The sequence below is a fragment of the Legionella clemsonensis genome (assembly GCF_002240035.1).
Lineage (GTDB): Bacteria > Pseudomonadota > Gammaproteobacteria > Legionellales > Legionellaceae > Tatlockia > Tatlockia clemsonensis.
On record NZ_CP016397.1, the window covers coordinates 3,252,837 to 3,272,100 of the forward strand.

Here is a 19,264-nt window from a genome sequence, read left to right on the forward strand (position 1 = left end):
AGCCACTCTGTTTTTTCAACTTGAGAAAAAAAACAGATGACTAGCGATTATACATTATTTGCCATGTCCAGCAAATAGCAAAATGCACAAAATATAATCTTTTTGTTTATATTTTTGCGCTATCCTATACTTAATGCAATAGGAATATCAGAGTATGGAAGACACTTATGAAGAAGAAACTGATTAATCCGGTCAATCCCAAGAAAAAGCATCTCCCCCTTTTAAAAGCGCTATTAGAACAAACCAGCGATAATACACAAGGGTGGCATGAATCTAATTATTATCAAATTACTTATAAAAAGAAAAAAATTAAAGTAGCTTTGACAAATACGGTTATTAAAAGAGAAAGCAAAAAAGGCGAAAATCGTTATGAAGCCATTGATTCTACTCCATTAGGAAAAGGCGCGTATGGCATAGTCTATCCTGTCCAGGTAACCATGAAATTTGCTGAGAAGGAATTAATTATTAAAGAAAAACCTTTTGGTAAACGACGCATTGTTAAACAACGCCCCTACAACACTAAAACCATGGATGATGCAGTCAACGAATATACTCTTACCCGTATGACACCCCACTCTCATCCCAAAATACCCGTGCGATTCGGGGCTCATATTTACAGCATTTCCAGGCGTATGGAAGGGCGGGAATTATTTGATATTATCAACGATGATTTAACGGGAGCTCGCAAACTTACTATTGCCGAACGTTTTATGTTGAGCAAGCACTTGATAGAAGCATTACAAACGCAAGTATTTGCTGCAGACCTTGTTCACCGTGATTTGAAACCTGAGAATATCATGGTAGAACTGAGCGAAGGATTAATAGGAACTATTGATTTTGGACTAGCCAAAATCAATAATACTTACGTTGATAACGATGCTGTTGGCTCCCCCTTATATGTATCACCAGAGGTACTTTTAGGCAGAGGAACAACGCAGCAGAGTGATATTTATAGTTTGGGCCGTATCCTGGCATTATTATGGCACACTGATTTAGCGAGCTATGATACTCGTTTAAACGGCAAACAACTTCTTAAAGTTGCCAGGAACAATGATTATTCCCATTTATTTCATAATATTACTGAACTTGATGAGAAGGCCGCGCTTACTATAAAGAGAATAATTGAAGGCATGACCGCCTATGCTCCAGCAGCCAGAATGAGTCTGGAAAAGGCCTTAATAAAATTCAATAAGGCAGAAAATCTTCAATTCCCAGATATTAAACAGAAAGCCAGTCCTTCTGATATGACAAGAACAGCCATCACAAAAACGCCTAATCTCTTAGGAGCACACTTGAAAGAGGAAGAACCTCAAGAAAAGGAACCCCTTCTGGAAAAACCCAAGCAAAAGAAATGGGGGTGGTTTTTCAAAACATCCAAAGAAGAGCCAACGATTACTCCCCAAAAAGAACAACAATCTACCTCAAAAAATGAGCGATATTAGCCAAAGTTTTTTTTGTAATACCAGCCATAAGTTTGTCCTGAAAGCATGCCATTTGCTAACAAAGCCAGGGGTACTGTCCTTAGCCTCGCTAGCTCCTTTTGCTACTTCTTCGGCCATTGCTGCCACTGTCCATTACTCGAATAGTACAATCCAAAATTTGCCCTTTTCTCCTTAAAAACGGTTATTGCGATAATCATCCAATGCTTGCATAACTTCTTGCTGGGTATTCATTACAAAAGGACCGAGCCAGGCAATAGGTTCCTTTATTTTTTTTGCAGCGATTAACAGACAGCGAGCTCCTGCACTTCCTTCCAGACTAACAATAGACCCTTCACTTAAGTCTGCAAGTATTTTTTCAGCAACGACTTGCCCCTGGACAATTACTTCGCCGTTTAAAGTAAAAAGAATGGCCTGATGATCTTTAGGAATACTTTGCTTTAATGTTTCCTTTGCAGCAAAACTGATATCCAAAAAAATAGGCTCAGTAGCAATACCCTCGATAGGTGATCGAGTGCCTTTGTCTGTTTTTCCCGCGATAACTTTTATATTAAAACCTGAAGGGTGGGTTTCAACCGGTAGCTGGGTTGCCCTAAATTCCTGATATCGTGGAGCAACCCATTTATTGGCAGCAGGTAAATTAAACCACAGCTGTAATCCTGTTAGGCGTCCTTGGGTTTGTTTGGGCATTTCAGCGTGAATAATCCCGCGACCTGCTGTCATCCATTGGACATCACCGGGACCTATAACACCACGATGCCCGTGATTATCTTGATGTTCCATTTGCCCATTTAGCATATAGGTGACAGTTTCAAAACCGCGATGAGGATGTAGCGGAAATCCACCCATATAATCCATTTCATTATCACTATCAAAAAAATCCAGGAGCAAAATAGGGTCAAAATCATTTTGACGGATGAGGCCAATATAACGATGTAATTTTACACCTGCTCCTTCCCGCAATAAAGTACCCTGGATTAATCTTTCAACGTGTATTGTCTTCATAAAGAAAATAATTTAAAGAAATAATAGCTAGCATACTGAAAAAAGGAAGCTTGTTAAATCCACTTAAGGAAACGCATCTCAATATATGTCTACTCACAAGGCCTAAAGTACAGCATCCAGGCACAAAGGAATTGTTTATATTTTTTAAAATTTAAAGGCGTTTGTCCCTGCTTATCCCTTGAGCTGACAATCAACCATTCTTGTTCTATGCTGAAGAGTCATAAAGAGAGAAAAGGAGCTTCGATGGACACCAAAGAACACACTGAGTTAGGGAATTCTTTACGCTTTACCAGCATAGAAGGCAATCCCTATTTACGAATTGATGAGCAGGGAGTACTGCATTTAACGCTGCAGCGTTATCAAGAAAATAGCTTTCCTGAACCAATGAGGTTAGAAATGACTGCCGGGGAAATTATAGCGATGGCAGCTGATTTCTTTACCGACCGCGACTGGAATATGAAACTTGATCTTCCCAGTTGTCATAGCTTCGAAACAGCAGAAAATTTTTCCCTGGATGCTTTAAACAATAGTTTGGGTGATTACTTAATTGAGCAGCCAGTAACCGAAAAAGAAGAAGATGCGCTTCTTAAAGCGTACAACAACTTGGCCTCTCCTGATGTCAGCCGTGCAAATATTGATTTAATTTATAAAATTGATAGCAGCAATTATCTTCCTTTCTCTGCCACTTTAAATGATTATATGAAGCAATTAATGTTTTTCTTGCGTGTCAGAGATTATGGTGAAATGTTGAATCGCAATCAGACCCACTTCACCCCTTGGTCAGTGAGAGTATATACCCTAGGACATCATCTTGCGCTTAAGTATGCTCATATTGCCGCCGAATTAAAACAATTAATAGCCAACACAGACTACGAAGGAGTTTCTCTAGAGTCCCGCACTGTTTTACACGCGCTACGCAATCAAAAAAAGGACTTATCCACAGATTTGTTGCAGGATTTATTTTACCGCTACCAGGCATTAGCTTATTGTGTGGAATTGTTTATTTTTCATTATTATACCGATCATTTTGCCGCAGGACACATGTCAATGGTAGGTGATTTACGCGTTTTACTAACGGAGCGTTTTGGCACCTGGGGAAGTATTTTAGCCAATAACCTGCATAATGAATTAAATCGGGTGGGGGTTTATACGAAGCGTCCCTATGACCCCACACCCACGCCAACAGAAGCACCCGCTTCAGCGAGAGGTGACGGTGACTTTAATAGTTGCATTAATCATTTCAATAAGGCGGCTTGCATCGCCGGTATGCAATGTTCTCTTATGGATATCGAACATGTCATTGCTGGCGAGACAGTACCATCACAAAGAAAGTATGGAGGGCTTGAGCATTTACCCGATGTGGATCCAAATTATCGTCAATTACAACCACTGCTTGTTTTAGGTAAAGATACAAAAATTTATTACCGTGAAAATTTAAGTCATATTAAGACACTTTCTCCCTCTGATTATAACCAACTTAAAGCCACTCCATCTCAATGGGGATATCGTGAATTAAAAGGCAAATGGGATGCGTTTGTTTTAGTGGCCAAGTTACGCTTATTCCCCTACATTTACGATGGCAAAGTACAGCCTTTAACCGCCTCGGAATTAAAGCGCATTGAGGAAGAAGAACACGCCTTAAATCCAGAAAGAGAACCAATTCCAACGCCACCGTGCACACCGACACAAAGACCGCTGGACAAAATCCCAAACTGGCGCTCCTCAACATCCAGGCAGCAAATTCATGAAGGACTAAATCAGTATAGTGTGCTAAGTTCATCAACTAGATCTGACACTAAAGTAGACGAGGAAGAAAAAGAACTCACCAAGGAATCACTTACGCTGTAAATGCCGTAATCAACTCTTAACGGTATAAAACATTATTCAGCCCATAAAGCGTCATTCTGAACACAGTGAAGAATTCTCCTCATCTCGTACTGTGGAAATCTTCAAGCAAGCAGCTTGCGCTGCTTTCAGGATGACGTATAGAATACTAAGCTAATTGCTTAAATTTATCTTATACAGTGTCGTCTTTTTTGCGCGTCTGGATGCCTTTGGTGCATCTAAATTTGCTAAAAAATAGATGCTGCGTGAGATAAGTTAAAACTCAGGTGACCGATGACTCCATTTAAATCCATTATTGCTATTTGCCTATCCCTATTATGTCACTATGTCTTGGCGAGCAATACCATTTTAAAAACCATTGATGGCGAACAAATAGCATTTAGCAGCCTAAAAGGAAAATGGATTTTTATTAACTATTGGGCCAGTTGGTGTCAGCCCTGTCTTGATGAGATTCATGAATTAAATCGGTTTTATCAAAGCCAACACAGCAAGGCGGCTCTGTTTGCCGTTAATTATGATATGTTACCTCCTGCACAGCAATTGGAATTAGTCAAAAAATACAATATTCGCTATCCTAGCTTGCTTGATCCGGCCAAGCAGCTAGGACTGGGCAGTATCCCTGGCGTACCGGCAACTTTTGTATTTAATCCACAGGGAAAACTTAATGAAATTCTTTATGGACCTCAGACGGTACGCAGTTTAAAGCAAGCATCCCGAGCTACAGTTTCCTGATAAGTAACCGGTAACCGCATCTAATGTTTAGCACAAAAGACTCCTCTTTTGCCTACTTGCTATGCTTTATGCATAGCATCCATAGGATCTCATATCAGATTTATTTGCATTCCGCGCACCAAACACCAAATTACTCACTTGGAATTTAATCTGCACCGATTGACCTTTACCTGATTAATAAAATTGACATTTTTTTAATCAGCAAATAGTATATGCCCTATTTTTTTGGGAGTTTAAAATGTCATTAACCTTGGAACGCGGTACAGATAAACTAGCGACTGTCCAAATTCACAATATAATGGAGTCCAGCGCTCAAGAGATAGTAAAAAAAGCAACATCTACTTCATCTCTCCCTAATTTTAAACCAGATGGCTGTGGTGTTCTTCTGTTATTTCACACACCCGATCATAAAATTTATGGATTAGGTGGATTACGAGATAATCCTGCCTTAAAAGATGCGCGTACCAAAGATGGTAAAATTTTTCCACCCCAACTAAATACCACCATCGGTGGCCGCTTGTTTGATCCTGAATTACCTTTACTCCAATCAATTTTAAATGCTGTTAAATTTAAAACTTTTTTTGAGGAAGAGATAAAAGCCTCACCACTTTCTCAATCTCAACAAATACTTCATCAATTAGTAGATGTAATTAGCAATTCTGAGGGTTGGGGAGCTGATATTTGTGTTCACACTGATCACTGGACTAATAAAACCAATACTGAAGAGACGATGTGTTTTTTAACAGCTATAAAACATATTAATTGTACTGAGGAGGATTTAAAAGCAATAGAAGAAGCACTTGGAACTATTATGGCTTTCAAGGAATCGCAAGGTGAGCCTTCACGCAATTTATCCAATTTTAAATTTTATCCCTTTATTCCCACAATGACCAATGCTACTGCAGATGATTTCATTACTTACAGTGAATTGGAAAAAGCGCAAATTGCTTACGAAAATAAAGCGTTTGTTACTTTTAATGACTTAGCTTTGAGAGCATTTAAGATCAATAATAGCTATACAAATTACCAAAAGGCAGCTGAAGTGCAAATAACAGCGATAGAAAATGAATGCATTGTAAAACCTGGTTAGTCACTTCTGCTTTAACCACTATTTAACATTCCCCTTCCTGTTGGCAAAGCAACATCTTCTCTGGTTCGCCTTTTAAACATAGTGATTTATTTTGCTACAATTAAAGGGCAACCATACCCACTTTAAAACAGCTATGAAAAGAATTCTCATTCTTACCCATGCCCCTCAAAAAACCTTAGGCGATCCAAGTGCTGCAGCCAAATTGCAGTATTTATTGGAATCCTGGGGTGAAAATTCGGCGGAATTTGCCGTTACAGTGGTAGTACAAGTCCAAAAAGAAGATGAAATGCCTGTCCGTAATTTATTTCGCAGCGGGATGAACTATCAAATTATTCACAACATGAATTCTGAACCAGGTCAAAAAAAATTATCTCACGCGGTTTCACTCTCAGATCTGGTGGTTATCTACCCTACCCCTCACTTTCTAACTACCCCTGTGGCAATGCTACTCGCCGACACGAGAAAACCGGTGATTTCATTTACAGAATATGATTATGACATTGAATATCAGCACACAAACCAGGGTTCAATAACAGTGGTACCTGGCTCAACTTTTTTAACTTCAGGCATTGGCGAGAAAAGTTTGGGAATCTATGTAGAGCAATTTAACGAACCGGCACAAATTCATGCAACAGATCTGGCAAAACTACCTCCGGATATATTTTCAGCAAACAGAGTGCTCTATTTTGGCTATTTCAACAGGTTATTCAATTCACGCACGGGAGCAACGCCTGCCCGCTTTATTGCATTTGCAATCCTTGATTCAAAACAGAGAGAGTTAGACATTATTTTACCACTGCAGGTTTCACCTCATCAGGAGGTGAGCGCAGAAAGTAAAGCAAACGTGTTGGAGTCTGCAGATTTTATTAAAGAGTTAGAATCTTTTAATCAGGTACAAATAACCTACAGTCCTCAACCTAACAATCCTATTTATTTAATTTATAAGAAAAAGGAGGATAATTTTTTAATGAATGAAATATCGGCAGAAGAGTTCGAGGCGCAAAAATCTGCAGCCGATAAATTAGTGCGTATTATCAATCCCTTTCCCCTACATAAGGATTCAATGAGAGCATTGATGGAAAATTCAGAACCTATTAATCTTTTAACAGGTGATCAGAGTTTTTCAGAAGCCCTGTCTTTATCAAAAATAATTTTTTATCAAGCCATGGGCTGGAAGAAAAAATTTTACAATGCGCTAATGGTAACCTCCCAACAATACAAGATGCTTGGGGAATGGTTCAGCCTGGTTAATGAAAAATCCACGCCGGTAAAAGTTCTGGTTGATTTCTATACCAAAAATAAAGAGACCCTATTACTTGAAACACGATCACTACAAACTTATTTTGCTGCCGATAAAAATTTGTTAACGAATTTTTTGATGATTTTGCGTCATTCTTTAAGTAGTGAACCCTATCAGCAATTTATGGGATTTATTGATTGTCTAAAGCAAAATCCATTGTTTTATGCCGATGAAAAGCAACAAAAAACTACAGAGTATAGTATTAGTTCAGAAGCGCTAACTCAACATGTAAATTACTATCTCAATATTGCAGGTAATTCCCATGAGAAAAATCGAATATTAGCTTATCTCAATACGCAGCTAGATTCTCTTATTAACTTCAGTAGTTTTGAAAAAGTATTATTCTACAGGGCATTAAAATCAAAACATCCACAGTTAGAAATTACCTTTACCGCCTCATTGATGATTGACTACTTAAAAAATATATTGGAATTAAACTTGGAAATCTGTGATCTTCGAGGTGCCCCTATTCGTATAAATTTACCTCCCCAGGAAACTTTGGTTGACTCAGAAGAGGCAAATTCGCAAACTATTCTATATGAAAAAATGATAGGCTTGGGAATTGCTTTAACTCCTCTAAGTATTGCAACTTTTCACCAATTTACAGAGAGGGAAAAATTAGAGACTTTACAAATTATTATGCGTTGTGGGGCAGTACGTTACGACACACCACAAGCGGATAACCTAGTAGTTGATTTTTTAACAACTGAAACACATCCGCAAGTGTTGCGGCAAATATTAAGATTACTCTTTCTAACACCTTCTTATCAGTTAATTGATGATACTGTAATATTTAATCCCAAAGAACCCTGTCTATTTTTTTTGATTAAAAAAAATCACCCCAAAATAGAGGAAATGCTTGTGAATAATTCTTTAGCAATAAACCTATTATTCGAAGAATTATTTCTTACTGAAGGCTGCACTGTTAAAGCCAGCAATAACACATCAATCAACGACTTAGTTTTTAATGCTTTACTCTTCCCTGAATCCACTCGAAGAAGCTTTTCCAGATTCTTTCCTTCTTCACCAGCATTAGAGAAGAATGTACTGCTAAGCAAGATTCTTAATGCGGGAGAAAATTTCTCCCCAGCAATTAAAAGCGCGGTGCTGGCGAAACTAGCTCACAACTCTTCTAAGCTGGAACAACTTAGTGAATGTCTAGGTGATGATGCGTCCAATTATTTAAAGGATTTTTTCAGAGAAAATAAATTAAAAACATCTAATCACTAAGCGTTGCATTCTTTGGAATAAACCATTTTTTCCCATCTACCAATCGGGCAATAAGCATACTGCTGACAGTGTTACCTGTTACATTGAGCATGGTAGCTATTGGATCAATAATGACACTGATCGCTGCCACTGCAAGTAAAACCGAGGAGGGAAAGCCATAAACAGCAAGTATTAATAATTCCCCAATCATTCCTCCACTTGGGATGGCTCCCATAACAGTCCCTACTAGTATTGAGACGATAATTGCAGGTAATAAAACATGCAATCCGGTGAAATCCAGGTGAAACACAGCAAACAAAAAGGCAATTTTAAAAATGCCGCCAATTACTGAGCCATCTTTATGGACGATGGAACCTAAAGGAATGACTGTCTCAGAAATCTCAGGGGAAATGCCCATATTTTTAGTGGCAAATAAATTAGCAGGAATACTTGCTGCACTACTGCAAGTAGCCAATGCCGTCGTCGCCGGTAAAAAAATATTTTGCCAAAATAATTTAAGTCCTTTTAACTTGGCTGAAAAATATGCATAGAGGCTAAATACTATAATAAAATAAACCACCGAAGAAGCATAATAAATGACCCCAATACGAAGGTAATTTTCTACCAATTTTGGACCAAGTTCGTTAACCAATACCGCAAAGTAGGCAAAGAAACCAACAGGAGCGAAATACATGATCAAGGAAATAACCCGCATGAAAAGGATTTCCCCCTCCTGCAAAAATTTTACAAACGTGGTGCCCTTTCCATCAATAGAAGCAAGAGCCAAACCCACTATCAGGGAAAAAATAATTAACGCAGAAATATGCTCATGAGAAAACAATTGATTGAAATGCGAAACGGTAAAAATATTTACAATCTGTTCAGAAAAATCAGGCACTGCGGTGTTGGCTGGAGAAGCAAATTGTAATGAAAAATTATTTGCTAAAGGAAAAATCTTTACTACCAAAAGAGCATACAAAGCGGCGATTAAACCTGTCATAAGAAAGACCAGGATCATTCGAGAGAGAATTTTTCCAACTCTTCCTAATGAACCGGCTTTTGTAATGGCAGAAGCAATACTAAAGAAAACAAGAGGTACAATCGCGGTTAAAATTAAATTCAGAAAAATATCACCTATCGGCTTCAGCAGCTTAACCTGTTCAAACGAATAACCAACGATTCCTCCCAAAAGAATGGAGAGAAGTAGCATAAGAGAAAATAAATAGGAGCGAAGCATATTTCGAATAACCAATTATTAATGAGTCAAACAATAAAGGTAATTCCTGTCAAAGAAAAGTTAATTATCAACTTCTTAATGTACCCAGTTTTTTTAGCAGGTTTGCCTACATAAAAATAACATGTAATAAGAGCTATAGGACAGTTCACCGGCAACACATGCTTGATCTTATAACATCAAAAAGATACTATTTTTTATTTAGCACGTTCGGATAAACGCTGTGCAATTATTCTAGGATCAGGGATGAAATTTATTCGTAGCACACTGGGTCCATTATTTTTAATTTTAAGTTGTCCTCCTTTCGCCATTCTTATGTGGTACACCAATACCAGCTTACACGGCTCTTTAAATTTACTATGGCAACTCATTTTAAAAGAAGGCTTTTTTCAAACGGTATATACTATTTGGCGACCTGTTTTTTTTGGCTCTTCCACAGCTTGGGCAATTCTTTTTTCTTTTATCCTCTTTGAATTTTTATTAACTAAGTTAGTAAAAGGAAAACTATTCTATGGACCTGTGACTGCTAAAGGCAATATCCCCATTTACCGGGCTAATGGTCTTGCTGTTTTTCTCATTACCGTCGTTTGCTTTGGCGTTGCCAGTTTTTATTTGCAGCTTTTTCCGGCAACTATTATCTATGACAATTTTGGCGCTATTGTGGGGGCACTAAATTGCTTTAGTTTGATTCTCTGTGCTCTTCTTTATTTAAAGGGGCGCTTTGCCCCTTCATCCACAGATGCAGGCATAAGTCATAATCTTATTTTTGATTATTACTGGGGGACGGAACTTTACCCCTCGTTGTTTGGTATTAATCTTAAAATGTTTATTAATTGTCGATTAGGCATGATGAGCTGGGGGTTAATTTTACTTTCCTACGCAGCTAAGCAGCATGTTCTTTTCGGTTTAACCAATGCCATGATAGTGGCTGTTGCTTTGCAATTTATTTATATTACCAAATTTTTCTTTTGGGAAACTGGTTATCTTGGTTCTTTAGATATCATGCATGATCGTGCAGGTTTTTATATTTGCTGGGGCTGTCTGGTGTGGGTACCATGCATTTATACCTCTCCAACCATGTATCTGGTGATGCATCCTCATCCGCTATCTCACTGGCTTGCCATTAGCATTTTTGCTGCCGGAACAATAAGTATTTTAATTAATTATCTAGCTGATAGACAAAGGCAACTTGTACGCACCACTGCAGGAAACTGTAAGATTTGGGGAAAGATTCCCAGGGTTATGGTAGCTAGTTATTACACTGAAACAGGAGAGCAAAAACAAAATATCCTTCTAAGCTCTGGTTGGTGGGGTGTCTCTCGACATTTTCATTATCTGCCGGAAATTGCTGCTGCCTTTTTCTGGTCGGTTCCTGCTTTATTTTATCATTTCGCCCCTTATTTCTATGTCTGCTTTTTATCGGTTTTACTCTTCGATCGTGCCTTTAGAGACGACAAGCGCTGCTCTAAAAAATACGGCGCTTATTGGCAAATTTACTGTCAATTAGTGCCTTATAAAATTATTCCTTATGTTTTTTAATTGGTGAAAGGGGAGCAATAGATCCTTTGCAAGCGCTTGTGTCAGTGTGGCCTTTCTTGCGTCCATGCTACCCATACTAAGAAACATCGCCTAATTGAATTTCCACAGACGTTGTTTTTGTTCTTTTGTTAACTTAATTTTTAAACGCCAACCCCCTTCTATTTCCTCCTTTTCATCAATTACCGCATCCATCTCATAAAGCGTAGCTCTCAGCTTTGCCTCTGCAGGGGTCAATGAAATTTCTTCCTCGATGATTGCTCCTTGAAATTGAGTAGCAATCGCTTGCTGTAAGAGATTAAGACCTGCACCTGTCTTTGCCGAAACCCAGACTTTAAAACCTTCTTCCTGCTGCTCAAGTTTGGCTTCCCAATGTTCCTGTTGATCTATTTTATTAAAGACCTGGATCATGGGGAGATCTTTAACGCCTAACTCATCCAATACTTGCTCTACCGCAAACACCATATCTCGCCAATGAGGATCGGAAACATCAATAACATGCAGTAATAAATCAGCTTGCTGAGTTTCTTCCAGTGTTGCTCGGAAGGCTTCTATCAATTGGTGAGGAAGATCACGAATAAAGCCTACTGTATCCGTTAAAATTATTGAACCAGCTCCCGGTAATTCCACTTTACGCATTGTAGGATCAAGCGTGGCAAATAATTGATTAGCTGCATAAATGTTCTCACCCGTTAAGGCGTTAAAGAGGGTTGATTTTCCAGCATTCGTATATCCTACTAAGGATACAGTGGGTAATGCTGCTTTTTGTCGGGCTCGACGATTCTGATCACGACTGCGCCTTACCTTTTCCAGTCGTTTATTGATAGATTTAATTCGCTCACGTAATAAACGTCTATCTGTTTCTAACTGAGTTTCTCCAGGACCCCGTAGACCAATTCCTCCCTTTTGTCTTTCAAGGTGGGTCCACCCTCGGACCAGACGTGTTGATAAATGCTGCAGCTGCGCAAGCTCGACCTGTAGTTTCCCTTCGAAAGTTCTGGCTCGCTGAGCAAAAATATCAAGAATCAGGCCACTGCGATCAACAACGCGACATTCTAACAAACGCTCAAGATTGCGTTCCTGAGAGGGTGAGAGTTCATGATTGACTAACACCAGCTCCGCTTTATACGCCAATACTTGCTGTTTAATTTCCTCGGCTTTTCCTAAACCCACATAATATTTTGCTTCTGGAGTAGAACGAGCCCCTTCTACGCAAGCCATCACTTCCGCCTGTGCTGATACTGCCAATTCTTTAAATTCAGCCATCGCTTTTACAGTATCAATGCCGGGTAGTGCCAATTGTACCAGAATGGCACGTTCTCCTCCTTGTGGTCGTTCAAACAAGGCTTTACTTCCGCTTAAAATTAAAACAGCTAGTCTGCCACATTTCCGTCTTCGTCACCAGCAGGTATTTTTACCATGCGTGAAGGGACTACAGTAGAAATTGCGTGTTTATAAACCATTTGTGTGACTGAATTTTTTAACATCACCACGTATTGATCGAAAGAATCTACTATGCCATGCAATTTTATTCCATTCACTAAAAAAACAGAGACAGGAATTTTCTCCTTTCGCAATTCATTTAAAAAGGGATCTTGTAAGAGATGATTTTTAGACATTGCCCACTCCTTATTATTATTTTATTCAGGCAACTACTTATTATTGTTATTGTCGTCTGTGAAAAAAAAAACTTAAGTGCTCCCTAAAAAATATTTTTTCCTCTTCATCTTAATAAAAAAATATATTCGTTGGCTTTACCAAACGTAGTCTGCTGACTCAGATTCTCTCAAGGCCATGAACTAAAGATACTAATTTTCTGCTTATTGCATCCCTATTCGATTTCGTTACTATAGAAGAGCCTGTATCACAATTTATTGACCAATCGGTCTGTCGTCAAGGGCTGGAGTAATTTCAAACTCTTATAAGCTGTTCAAAGCGCAAGGTATTAAACAGTAGAGCATCATTTAGAGGCTGGATATACCAGTTATTGGCTATGCAACCACAGGCAATATTATGGAGATTAACATGAAATATTCACTGCAAGAGTTAGTTGAAATGGAAAATCCCTATGAGTTACTTATTACTAAAGATAAGGGAGCCTCATTAAATGAAAGTCGCGAAGCTATTCAACAGCTAAGTGTGAAACAGCGAACAAATCTTATAACCAAACTTATCTTGCAATGTCCAGGTGATGGCTTCAATAAGTTAAATCAAACTGTTCATCACTCTTTATGCTATGAAAAATTTGCTGAAGCGGTGGGTCGTGCCTGCATTTTAAATCGATTAATACAACTATTGCAGGGTGAAGAGCCACATCTGGTTTTTAACAGCCCTGAATATAGCATCTCACTATTCCATGAATTCTCTGGTTTGGTCGCTCATTTGATTCCTGATAGAAAAGCTATTTCTGAGCGATTAGCAGCAGTAACTCCCAAAGAGCAATATTCCCGTATAGCAAGACAACTTGATGCCATATTTTCTGTAACCTTGGCAAAAGTTGATGACAGAGACATCCCATTTGGGGCTATTGTGGAAGAACAAGCTTTAACTGCCCCTGGACGCAATAGTATATTTGCTATACCTAGCTCTCCAGATGAAAAAGAGAAAACAACGGAGAACCAATCAACAACAGAAATAGGTTTAAATTAATTCTTTGCGCCCTGCATTAAGGGCGTATTATTTTAAATATTCTGGCTGCTCCGAAGAAAATGCCTCTTCATCTTTGAGAAATTTCTTACAAACTATCCAGCGAATTCCTTGATGACAGTTTGTACAAAGGAGATATACTGAATACATAAAGGATGACAAGGATTGTCTGACAGGAAGTCAAACTAGGGACCAGCACAATGGATGTGCTTCGCCGCAAGGATGCGGCTTTTTTTTATCTGAACTATCGTAACCTGCTTCCTCTTCATGTACTTATCAAGATATTTTAAGTCAAATTGGCTTCGCTTATAAAGCATTATCATGACTTCCTTTTAAGTAGTGGCTGTCTTGCACAAACTGATACGAGGAAATCAATGAGGTCTAGAGAAGATTTTCTGCATCGAAGTTATCAGAAGACAGTTACAGTTAACCATTTTGTTGAAACATAGTTCTCTCACTGTTTGAGACACCCTTAAAAGCGGCCATGACGCCACTTTCAAACGAATGCATGAAACATGCTGAAAAGTACCCAACGAGAAGACGCATAAAGAGGAATTATTGTTAAATATCAATATTTTCAGCTTCCAAGGCATTACTTTCAATAAATTCACGCCTAGGCTCAACCTGATCTCCCATTAAAGTAGTGAAGATTTCATCTGCGGCCACAGCATCTTCTATACTTACTTGCAGCATACGCCTTACTTCAGGATCCATGGTAGTTTCCCAAAGCTGTTCTGGATTCATCTCTCCAAGTCCTTTATAACGTTGAATAGACTGCCCCCGTTTCGCTTCCTCCATTAACCATGCAAGGACTTCCTCAAAAGATTCTACTTCCTGACTTCTCTCACCGCGTTTGATTACAGCTCCCTCTTCTATCAGAGTAGCTAATTTAGAGCCAAGACTAGTTAACTCTCTATAGTCTTTTGAAAAGAAAAATTCTGCATTCAAACGAATGGGAGTTTCCATTCCATGCTGAGTAATAGTGACCTGAGGTAAATAGTGATCTGTTTCTTTATTATGAATCACTTCTACTTTGTATTGCTGCGTCTTGCTCCCTAACTGCTGTAAACTTAAATGAAGCTGATTAGCCCAGGCATTAATTTTTTCATGATGATTAAAATCATCCACCTGAAGCATGGGCAAGTAAATCATTCTTCGCACAATATCTTCGTTATAGCGTCTCGCGTGGCGTTTTATTATTTTTTCAACCCGCCGGTATTTTAATACTAAATCTTCCAAAGCTACTGGTGCAATTGCCGGCAAGCCTTTACCAGGATAAAGCTCAGCGCCATCCAAGGCACTTTGTGTTAAATATTCAGATAAAGCTTCATCATCTTTTACATATTGCTCTTGTTTACCACGTTTTACTTTGTATAAAGGTGGTTGTGCAATATAAATATATCCGCGCTCGATAAGTTCTGGCGCCTGACGATAGAAGAAAGTCAACAATAATGTGCGAATATGTGAGCCATCGACATCAGCATCAGTCATAATAATGATCCGGTGATAACGAATCTTGTCAGGGTCATATTCATCAGGACCTATACCACAACCTAAAGCTGTGATCAGAGTAGCTACTTCTTGTGAAGAAAGCATTTTATCAAACCGCGCTTTTTCAACATTCAGTATTTTACCTTTAAGAGGCAAAATAGCTTGAAACTTTCTATCACGACCTTGTTTTGCAGATCCACCTGCTGAATCTCCCTCAACAATATAGAGTTCAGAGTGCGCAGGATCCTTTTCTTGACAATCTGCCAGTTTTCCAGGTAATCCAGCAATATCTAACGCACCTTTACGGCGAGTCATTTCACGGGCACGACGAGCGGCCTCACGAGCCCGTGCAGCATCAATGATTTTGCCAACAATAGATTTGGCAATGGCGGGATTTTCCAGAAGAAAATCATTTAATTTTTCAGAAACAAGAGATTCAACAGCTGCTTTTACTTCTGAAGAAACTAATTTGTCTTTTGTTTGCGAAGAAAATTTTGGATCTGGCACTTTAACTGACAGTACTGCTGTTAATCCTTCTCTTGCATCATCACCAGTAGTAATCACCTTGGCTTTTTTAGCAAATCCTTCATTTTCAATGTAGGTATTAAGAGTACGAGTAAGAGCAGCTCTGAACCCCGCTAAGTGGGTACCTCCATCTCGTTGCGGAATATTATTAGTGAAGCAAAAGATTGTTTCCTGGAAAGAGTCATTCCATTGCATAGCCAGTTCAACACTGATGTTGTCTTTTTCACCAATTAAATTAAATACTACCGGCATAATAGGTGTTTTATTACGATTTAAGTGCTCCACAAAAGCTTGAATACCCCCCTCATAACGGAATGTATCACGCTTTTGTGTTCTCTCGTCATAAAGATGAATGCAGACACCTGAGTTGAGAAATGAAAGTTCTCTTAAACGTTTGGCTAAAATATCGTAGTGAAACTCTATGTTAGTAAACGTGTTGGCACTCGGTTTAAACCATACTTGCGTACCAGTCGAAGTTGCATCACCTGTCACGGCCAGTGGTGCATCCGGAACTCCATTCCGATAATGCTGTTCATGTACTTTACCATTACGACGAATTAGCAAATGCAATTCTTCAGAGAGGGCATTCACCACTGAAACCCCCACGCCATGGAGCCCGCCCGATACTTTGTAAGAGTTATCGTCAAATTTACCACCAGCATGCAATACCGTCATAATGACTTCAGCTGCCGAACGACCTTCTTCTTTATGAATATCTACCGGGATACCTCGACCATCATCTTTTACAGTGATCGACTCATCACTATGAATGATTACATGAATTTCACTGCAATATCCTGCCAAAGCCTCGTCAATGGAATTGTCAACCACTTCAAAAACCATATGATGCAAACCAGTCCCATCGTCAGTATCTCCAATATACATTCCCGGACGTTTTCTTACTGCATCCAATCCTTTCAATACTTTAATGTTTGACGAATCATAACTGGCGTCAACGCTCATAAGAGTCCTCTTTGCCTATAGGTACTAAATAGTTTATTGTATCACAGCCCAGACTTTTTTACATGATGATAAAGGTTTAAGTCCTCTATTCCTTAGGTAAGAAAGCGGGAAACGTTTCACGTGAAACATTTATTGTTGGGTAACATTGCCATCAACAAGTGAAAACATTTTGCTCTTCGTTTGGGAGGTTAAAGAATCAACAAGAGGTAGCGTTGATGTTATAAAAAATTGACCCTCTAGGGTAAGAAAAAAATTAAGCAGCCGTTCAATATGAACTTTATCAAGTTCCGAAGCCAAATCATCACACAGATAAATACATGGCTTAGACATTATACTTGCTTGAGCAAGTTTCAAAGAAAAAAGTAAAATCTTTTGCTGGCCTCGTGATAAGTATTGTTTAGCCGTAAATTCCTCACTGGCAACCGATAAGTCTGCCTGATGTGCTCCGTATTGGGTAAATTGACGAAGCACATCCTTCTGATAATTTTCCTCCAGAATAATTGCCAGTGATTTTCCGGTATCACGTTTGTCCCAGCCTTTATAATAACTAAGCGAACAATGAAAACTGCTAAGCTGCTCTAACGTTTTTTCAAATTTAGGCCGTAATTGCAGGAAATAATTTTCTCTTGCATGATGCAATTGAGAAGCAAGATCATCAAGAATTCTATTCCATGGTAGAAGTTCTTTTGGCGATGCTTTTTGTTTTAAAAGAAAATTCCTTTGTTTTAGAGCTCTTTTATAGTCTTTCCACAAAGAATGATAATCCTGTTTCACGTGAAACAATCCCCAGTCCATGACAGAGCGACGAACAGATGGACCGGCGTCAATTATTTGAAAAATATCTTGATAAAAAACCTGACAAGGCAAAAAACGAGCCAATTCACTACTACTTTGACAGGCTAATTTATTAATACGAACCTGAGTGGGGGAATGGAGCGACTTTTGAATACTTATCGTTTGTTGATCAAAAGTGCGAGAAAAAACAGTCATGGTTTCTTCACCTTGACTTATCAGGGGTAAAATTTCCCGCGTTCGAAAAGAATGACCGCTACCTAGCAGATAAATTGCTTCCAGAATAGAGGTTTTACCACTCCCATTAATACCGGAGAAAAAATTAATATGCGGATGAAAATCCAAACGAGCAGATTTGAGATTACGGAGATTATGAATCTGCAATTGAGCGAGGCTCATAGCTTCATTGGCATGATAATATATTGATAATGTTCATCTTGAACGGATTCCACCAACATACTGCTATCTGTAGTAGACATGGATAAGCGTATTAATCCTTCATCAAAAAAGTTTAACACATCCAATAAATAGCTGGCATTAATACCGATTTTAATTTCGTTACCCTCGGTATGTGCTTCCAAAATTTCAGTTGCCTCTTCTTGTTCTTGATTATTGGCAATTAAAGTAAGCGAACCAGACTGCATGTGTAAAACTACAGCACGGGACTTCTCATGAGCAAGAATAACAATACGAGCCAAAGCACGCTTAAGTAAATCACGGTCAATAAGAACAAATTTATCCTGCTGCTTGGGGATCGCCTTGGCATAGGGAGGGAATCGAGCTTCAATTAATTTCGACTGAAAAGTATATTTTTGCGTTGAGAGCTTAAAATGTCCCTTACCCGCAAAAATAACAATCTGATCATCATCAATGTTATTTAATAATCTTAACATCTCTTGCACTCCCTTCTTGGGAATGAGAAAGCGATGGTGAGAATTGTTTAATTCCGAATTCAATTTACAAACAGCCATGCGGTGTCCATCAGTTGCCACCACAGTGATATTTTGTCCATCTAGTTCAAAGAGTAAACCATTTAAAAAAATACGGACATCATGTTGAGACATGGCAAAATGGGTTGATTGCAATAAATGAATGAGATCTGCTTTCGCAATCTTAAACTCCACTTCGCTTAATTCATCCTCACTAACTGGAAAGTCATCAGCAGGAAGGGTGGCTAATTTGAATTTACTGCGACCAGCACCAATAATCACCGTATTAGCGTTTAATGTCATGGTAGGGGTAGCATCGTCATCAAGGGAACGAATGATATCAATAAATTTCTTAGCAGGAACAGTGATTTTGCCGGCAGAATGGCTTACCTCACAATCTATTCGGGCGGTAATTTCCATTTCCAAATCAGTTGCGATGAGTAATAATTGATTATTCTCCAGACAAAGCAAAATATTTGACAAAATAGCCAAGGACTGCTTCTTATCAACGGCACCTGCTACAGTCAA

Annotated in this window: 14 protein-coding genes; 7 read left to right on the forward strand and 7 right to left on the reverse strand. The window is 38.8% G+C overall.

What is annotated here, in order from left to right; all coding sequences use genetic code 11:
* Nucleotides 1-167: 167 nt before the first annotated feature.
* A complete protein-coding gene (locus tag clem_RS14590; protein WP_094092208.1) occupies nucleotides 168-1,442 on the forward strand; it encodes a protein kinase domain-containing protein in 1,275 nt (424 codons plus the stop codon).
* Between the two features lie 171 nt (nucleotides 1,443-1,613).
* On the opposite strand, the gene clem_RS14595 is transcribed toward clem_RS14590, so the two are convergent.
* A complete protein-coding gene (locus clem_RS14595) occupies nucleotides 1,614-2,444 on the reverse strand; it encodes a pirin family protein (protein WP_094092209.1) in 831 nt (276 codons plus the stop codon).
* Between the two features lie 243 nt (nucleotides 2,445-2,687).
* Between clem_RS14595 and clem_RS14600 the strand changes: the two genes are divergently transcribed.
* The 4 genes from clem_RS14600 to clem_RS14615 all read left to right on the forward strand — a co-directional run bounded on the left by clem_RS14600 (nucleotide 2,688) and on the right by clem_RS14615 (nucleotide 8,641).
* Nucleotides 2,688-4,292: a type IV secretion protein Dot gene (locus clem_RS14600; RefSeq protein WP_232505512.1), complete on the forward strand. Its 1,605-nt coding sequence runs from the start codon at nucleotides 2,688-2,690 to the stop codon at nucleotides 4,290-4,292.
* A 270-nt stretch (nucleotides 4,293-4,562) separates the two neighbouring features.
* Complete coding sequence (locus clem_RS14605; RefSeq protein WP_094092210.1) at nucleotides 4,563-5,021, forward strand: TlpA family protein disulfide reductase; 459 nt, start codon at nucleotides 4,563-4,565, stop codon at nucleotides 5,019-5,021.
* Between the two features lie 238 nt (nucleotides 5,022-5,259).
* Complete coding sequence (locus clem_RS14610; protein ID WP_094092211.1) at nucleotides 5,260-6,111, forward strand: hypothetical protein; 852 nt, start codon at nucleotides 5,260-5,262, stop codon at nucleotides 6,109-6,111.
* 133 nt (nucleotides 6,112-6,244) lie between these two features.
* Complete coding sequence (locus clem_RS14615; protein ID WP_094092212.1) at nucleotides 6,245-8,641, forward strand: hypothetical protein; 2,397 nt, start codon at nucleotides 6,245-6,247, stop codon at nucleotides 8,639-8,641.
* Here the strand turns inward: clem_RS14615 and clem_RS14620 are convergent.
* A complete protein-coding gene (locus clem_RS14620; RefSeq protein WP_408606872.1) occupies nucleotides 8,631-9,830 on the reverse strand; it encodes a dicarboxylate/amino acid:cation symporter in 1,200 nt (399 codons plus the stop codon). The genes clem_RS14615 and clem_RS14620 overlap by 11 nt on opposite strands.
* Before the next feature lie 270 nt (nucleotides 9,831-10,100).
* Between clem_RS14620 and clem_RS14625 the strand changes: the two genes are divergently transcribed.
* The gene (locus clem_RS14625; RefSeq protein ID WP_094092214.1) at nucleotides 10,101-11,393 is read left to right on the forward strand and encodes a phosphatidylethanolamine N-methyltransferase family domain-containing protein; all 1,293 of its coding nucleotides are present in this window, start codon (nucleotides 10,101-10,103) and stop codon (nucleotides 11,391-11,393) included.
* A gap of 90 nt (nucleotides 11,394-11,483) precedes the next feature.
* Here the strand turns inward: clem_RS14625 and hflX are convergent, their stop codons facing one another.
* Both hflX and hfq read right to left on the reverse strand, forming a co-directional pair.
* Nucleotides 11,484-12,734 carry a ribosome rescue GTPase HflX gene (gene hflX / locus clem_RS14630; RefSeq protein ID WP_094092215.1) on the reverse strand — a complete coding sequence of 417 codons (1,251 nt, stop codon included), beginning with the start codon at nucleotides 12,732-12,734 and terminating at the stop codon, nucleotides 11,484-11,486.
* A gap of 29 nt (nucleotides 12,735-12,763) precedes the next feature.
* Nucleotides 12,764-13,009, reverse strand: a complete 246-nt coding sequence (gene hfq / locus clem_RS14635) for an RNA chaperone Hfq (protein WP_094092216.1) — start codon at nucleotides 13,007-13,009, stop codon at nucleotides 12,764-12,766.
* Nucleotides 13,010-13,415: 406 nt separating this feature from the next.
* Between hfq and clem_RS14640 the strand changes: the two genes are divergently transcribed.
* A complete protein-coding gene (locus tag clem_RS14640; RefSeq protein ID WP_094092217.1) occupies nucleotides 13,416-14,039 on the forward strand; it encodes a hypothetical protein in 624 nt (207 codons plus the stop codon).
* Between the two features lie 558 nt (nucleotides 14,040-14,597).
* Here the strand turns inward: clem_RS14640 and gyrB are convergent.
* The 3 genes from gyrB to dnaN form a co-directional block, all read right to left on the reverse strand.
* On the reverse strand, nucleotides 14,598-17,015 hold the full coding sequence (gene gyrB / locus clem_RS14645; protein WP_094092218.1) for a DNA topoisomerase (ATP-hydrolyzing) subunit B: 2,418 nt from the start codon (nucleotides 17,013-17,015) through the stop codon (nucleotides 14,598-14,600).
* 129 nt (nucleotides 17,016-17,144) lie between these two features.
* Entirely contained in the window at nucleotides 17,145-18,206 is a 1,062-nt protein-coding gene (gene recF / locus clem_RS14650) for a DNA replication/repair protein RecF (protein WP_094092219.1), read from the reverse strand.
* Complete coding sequence (dnaN, locus tag clem_RS00005; RefSeq protein ID WP_269766799.1) at nucleotides 18,203-19,264, reverse strand: DNA polymerase III subunit beta; 1,062 nt, start codon at nucleotides 19,262-19,264, stop codon at nucleotides 18,203-18,205. Before dnaN ends, recF begins: the two co-directional genes overlap by 4 nt.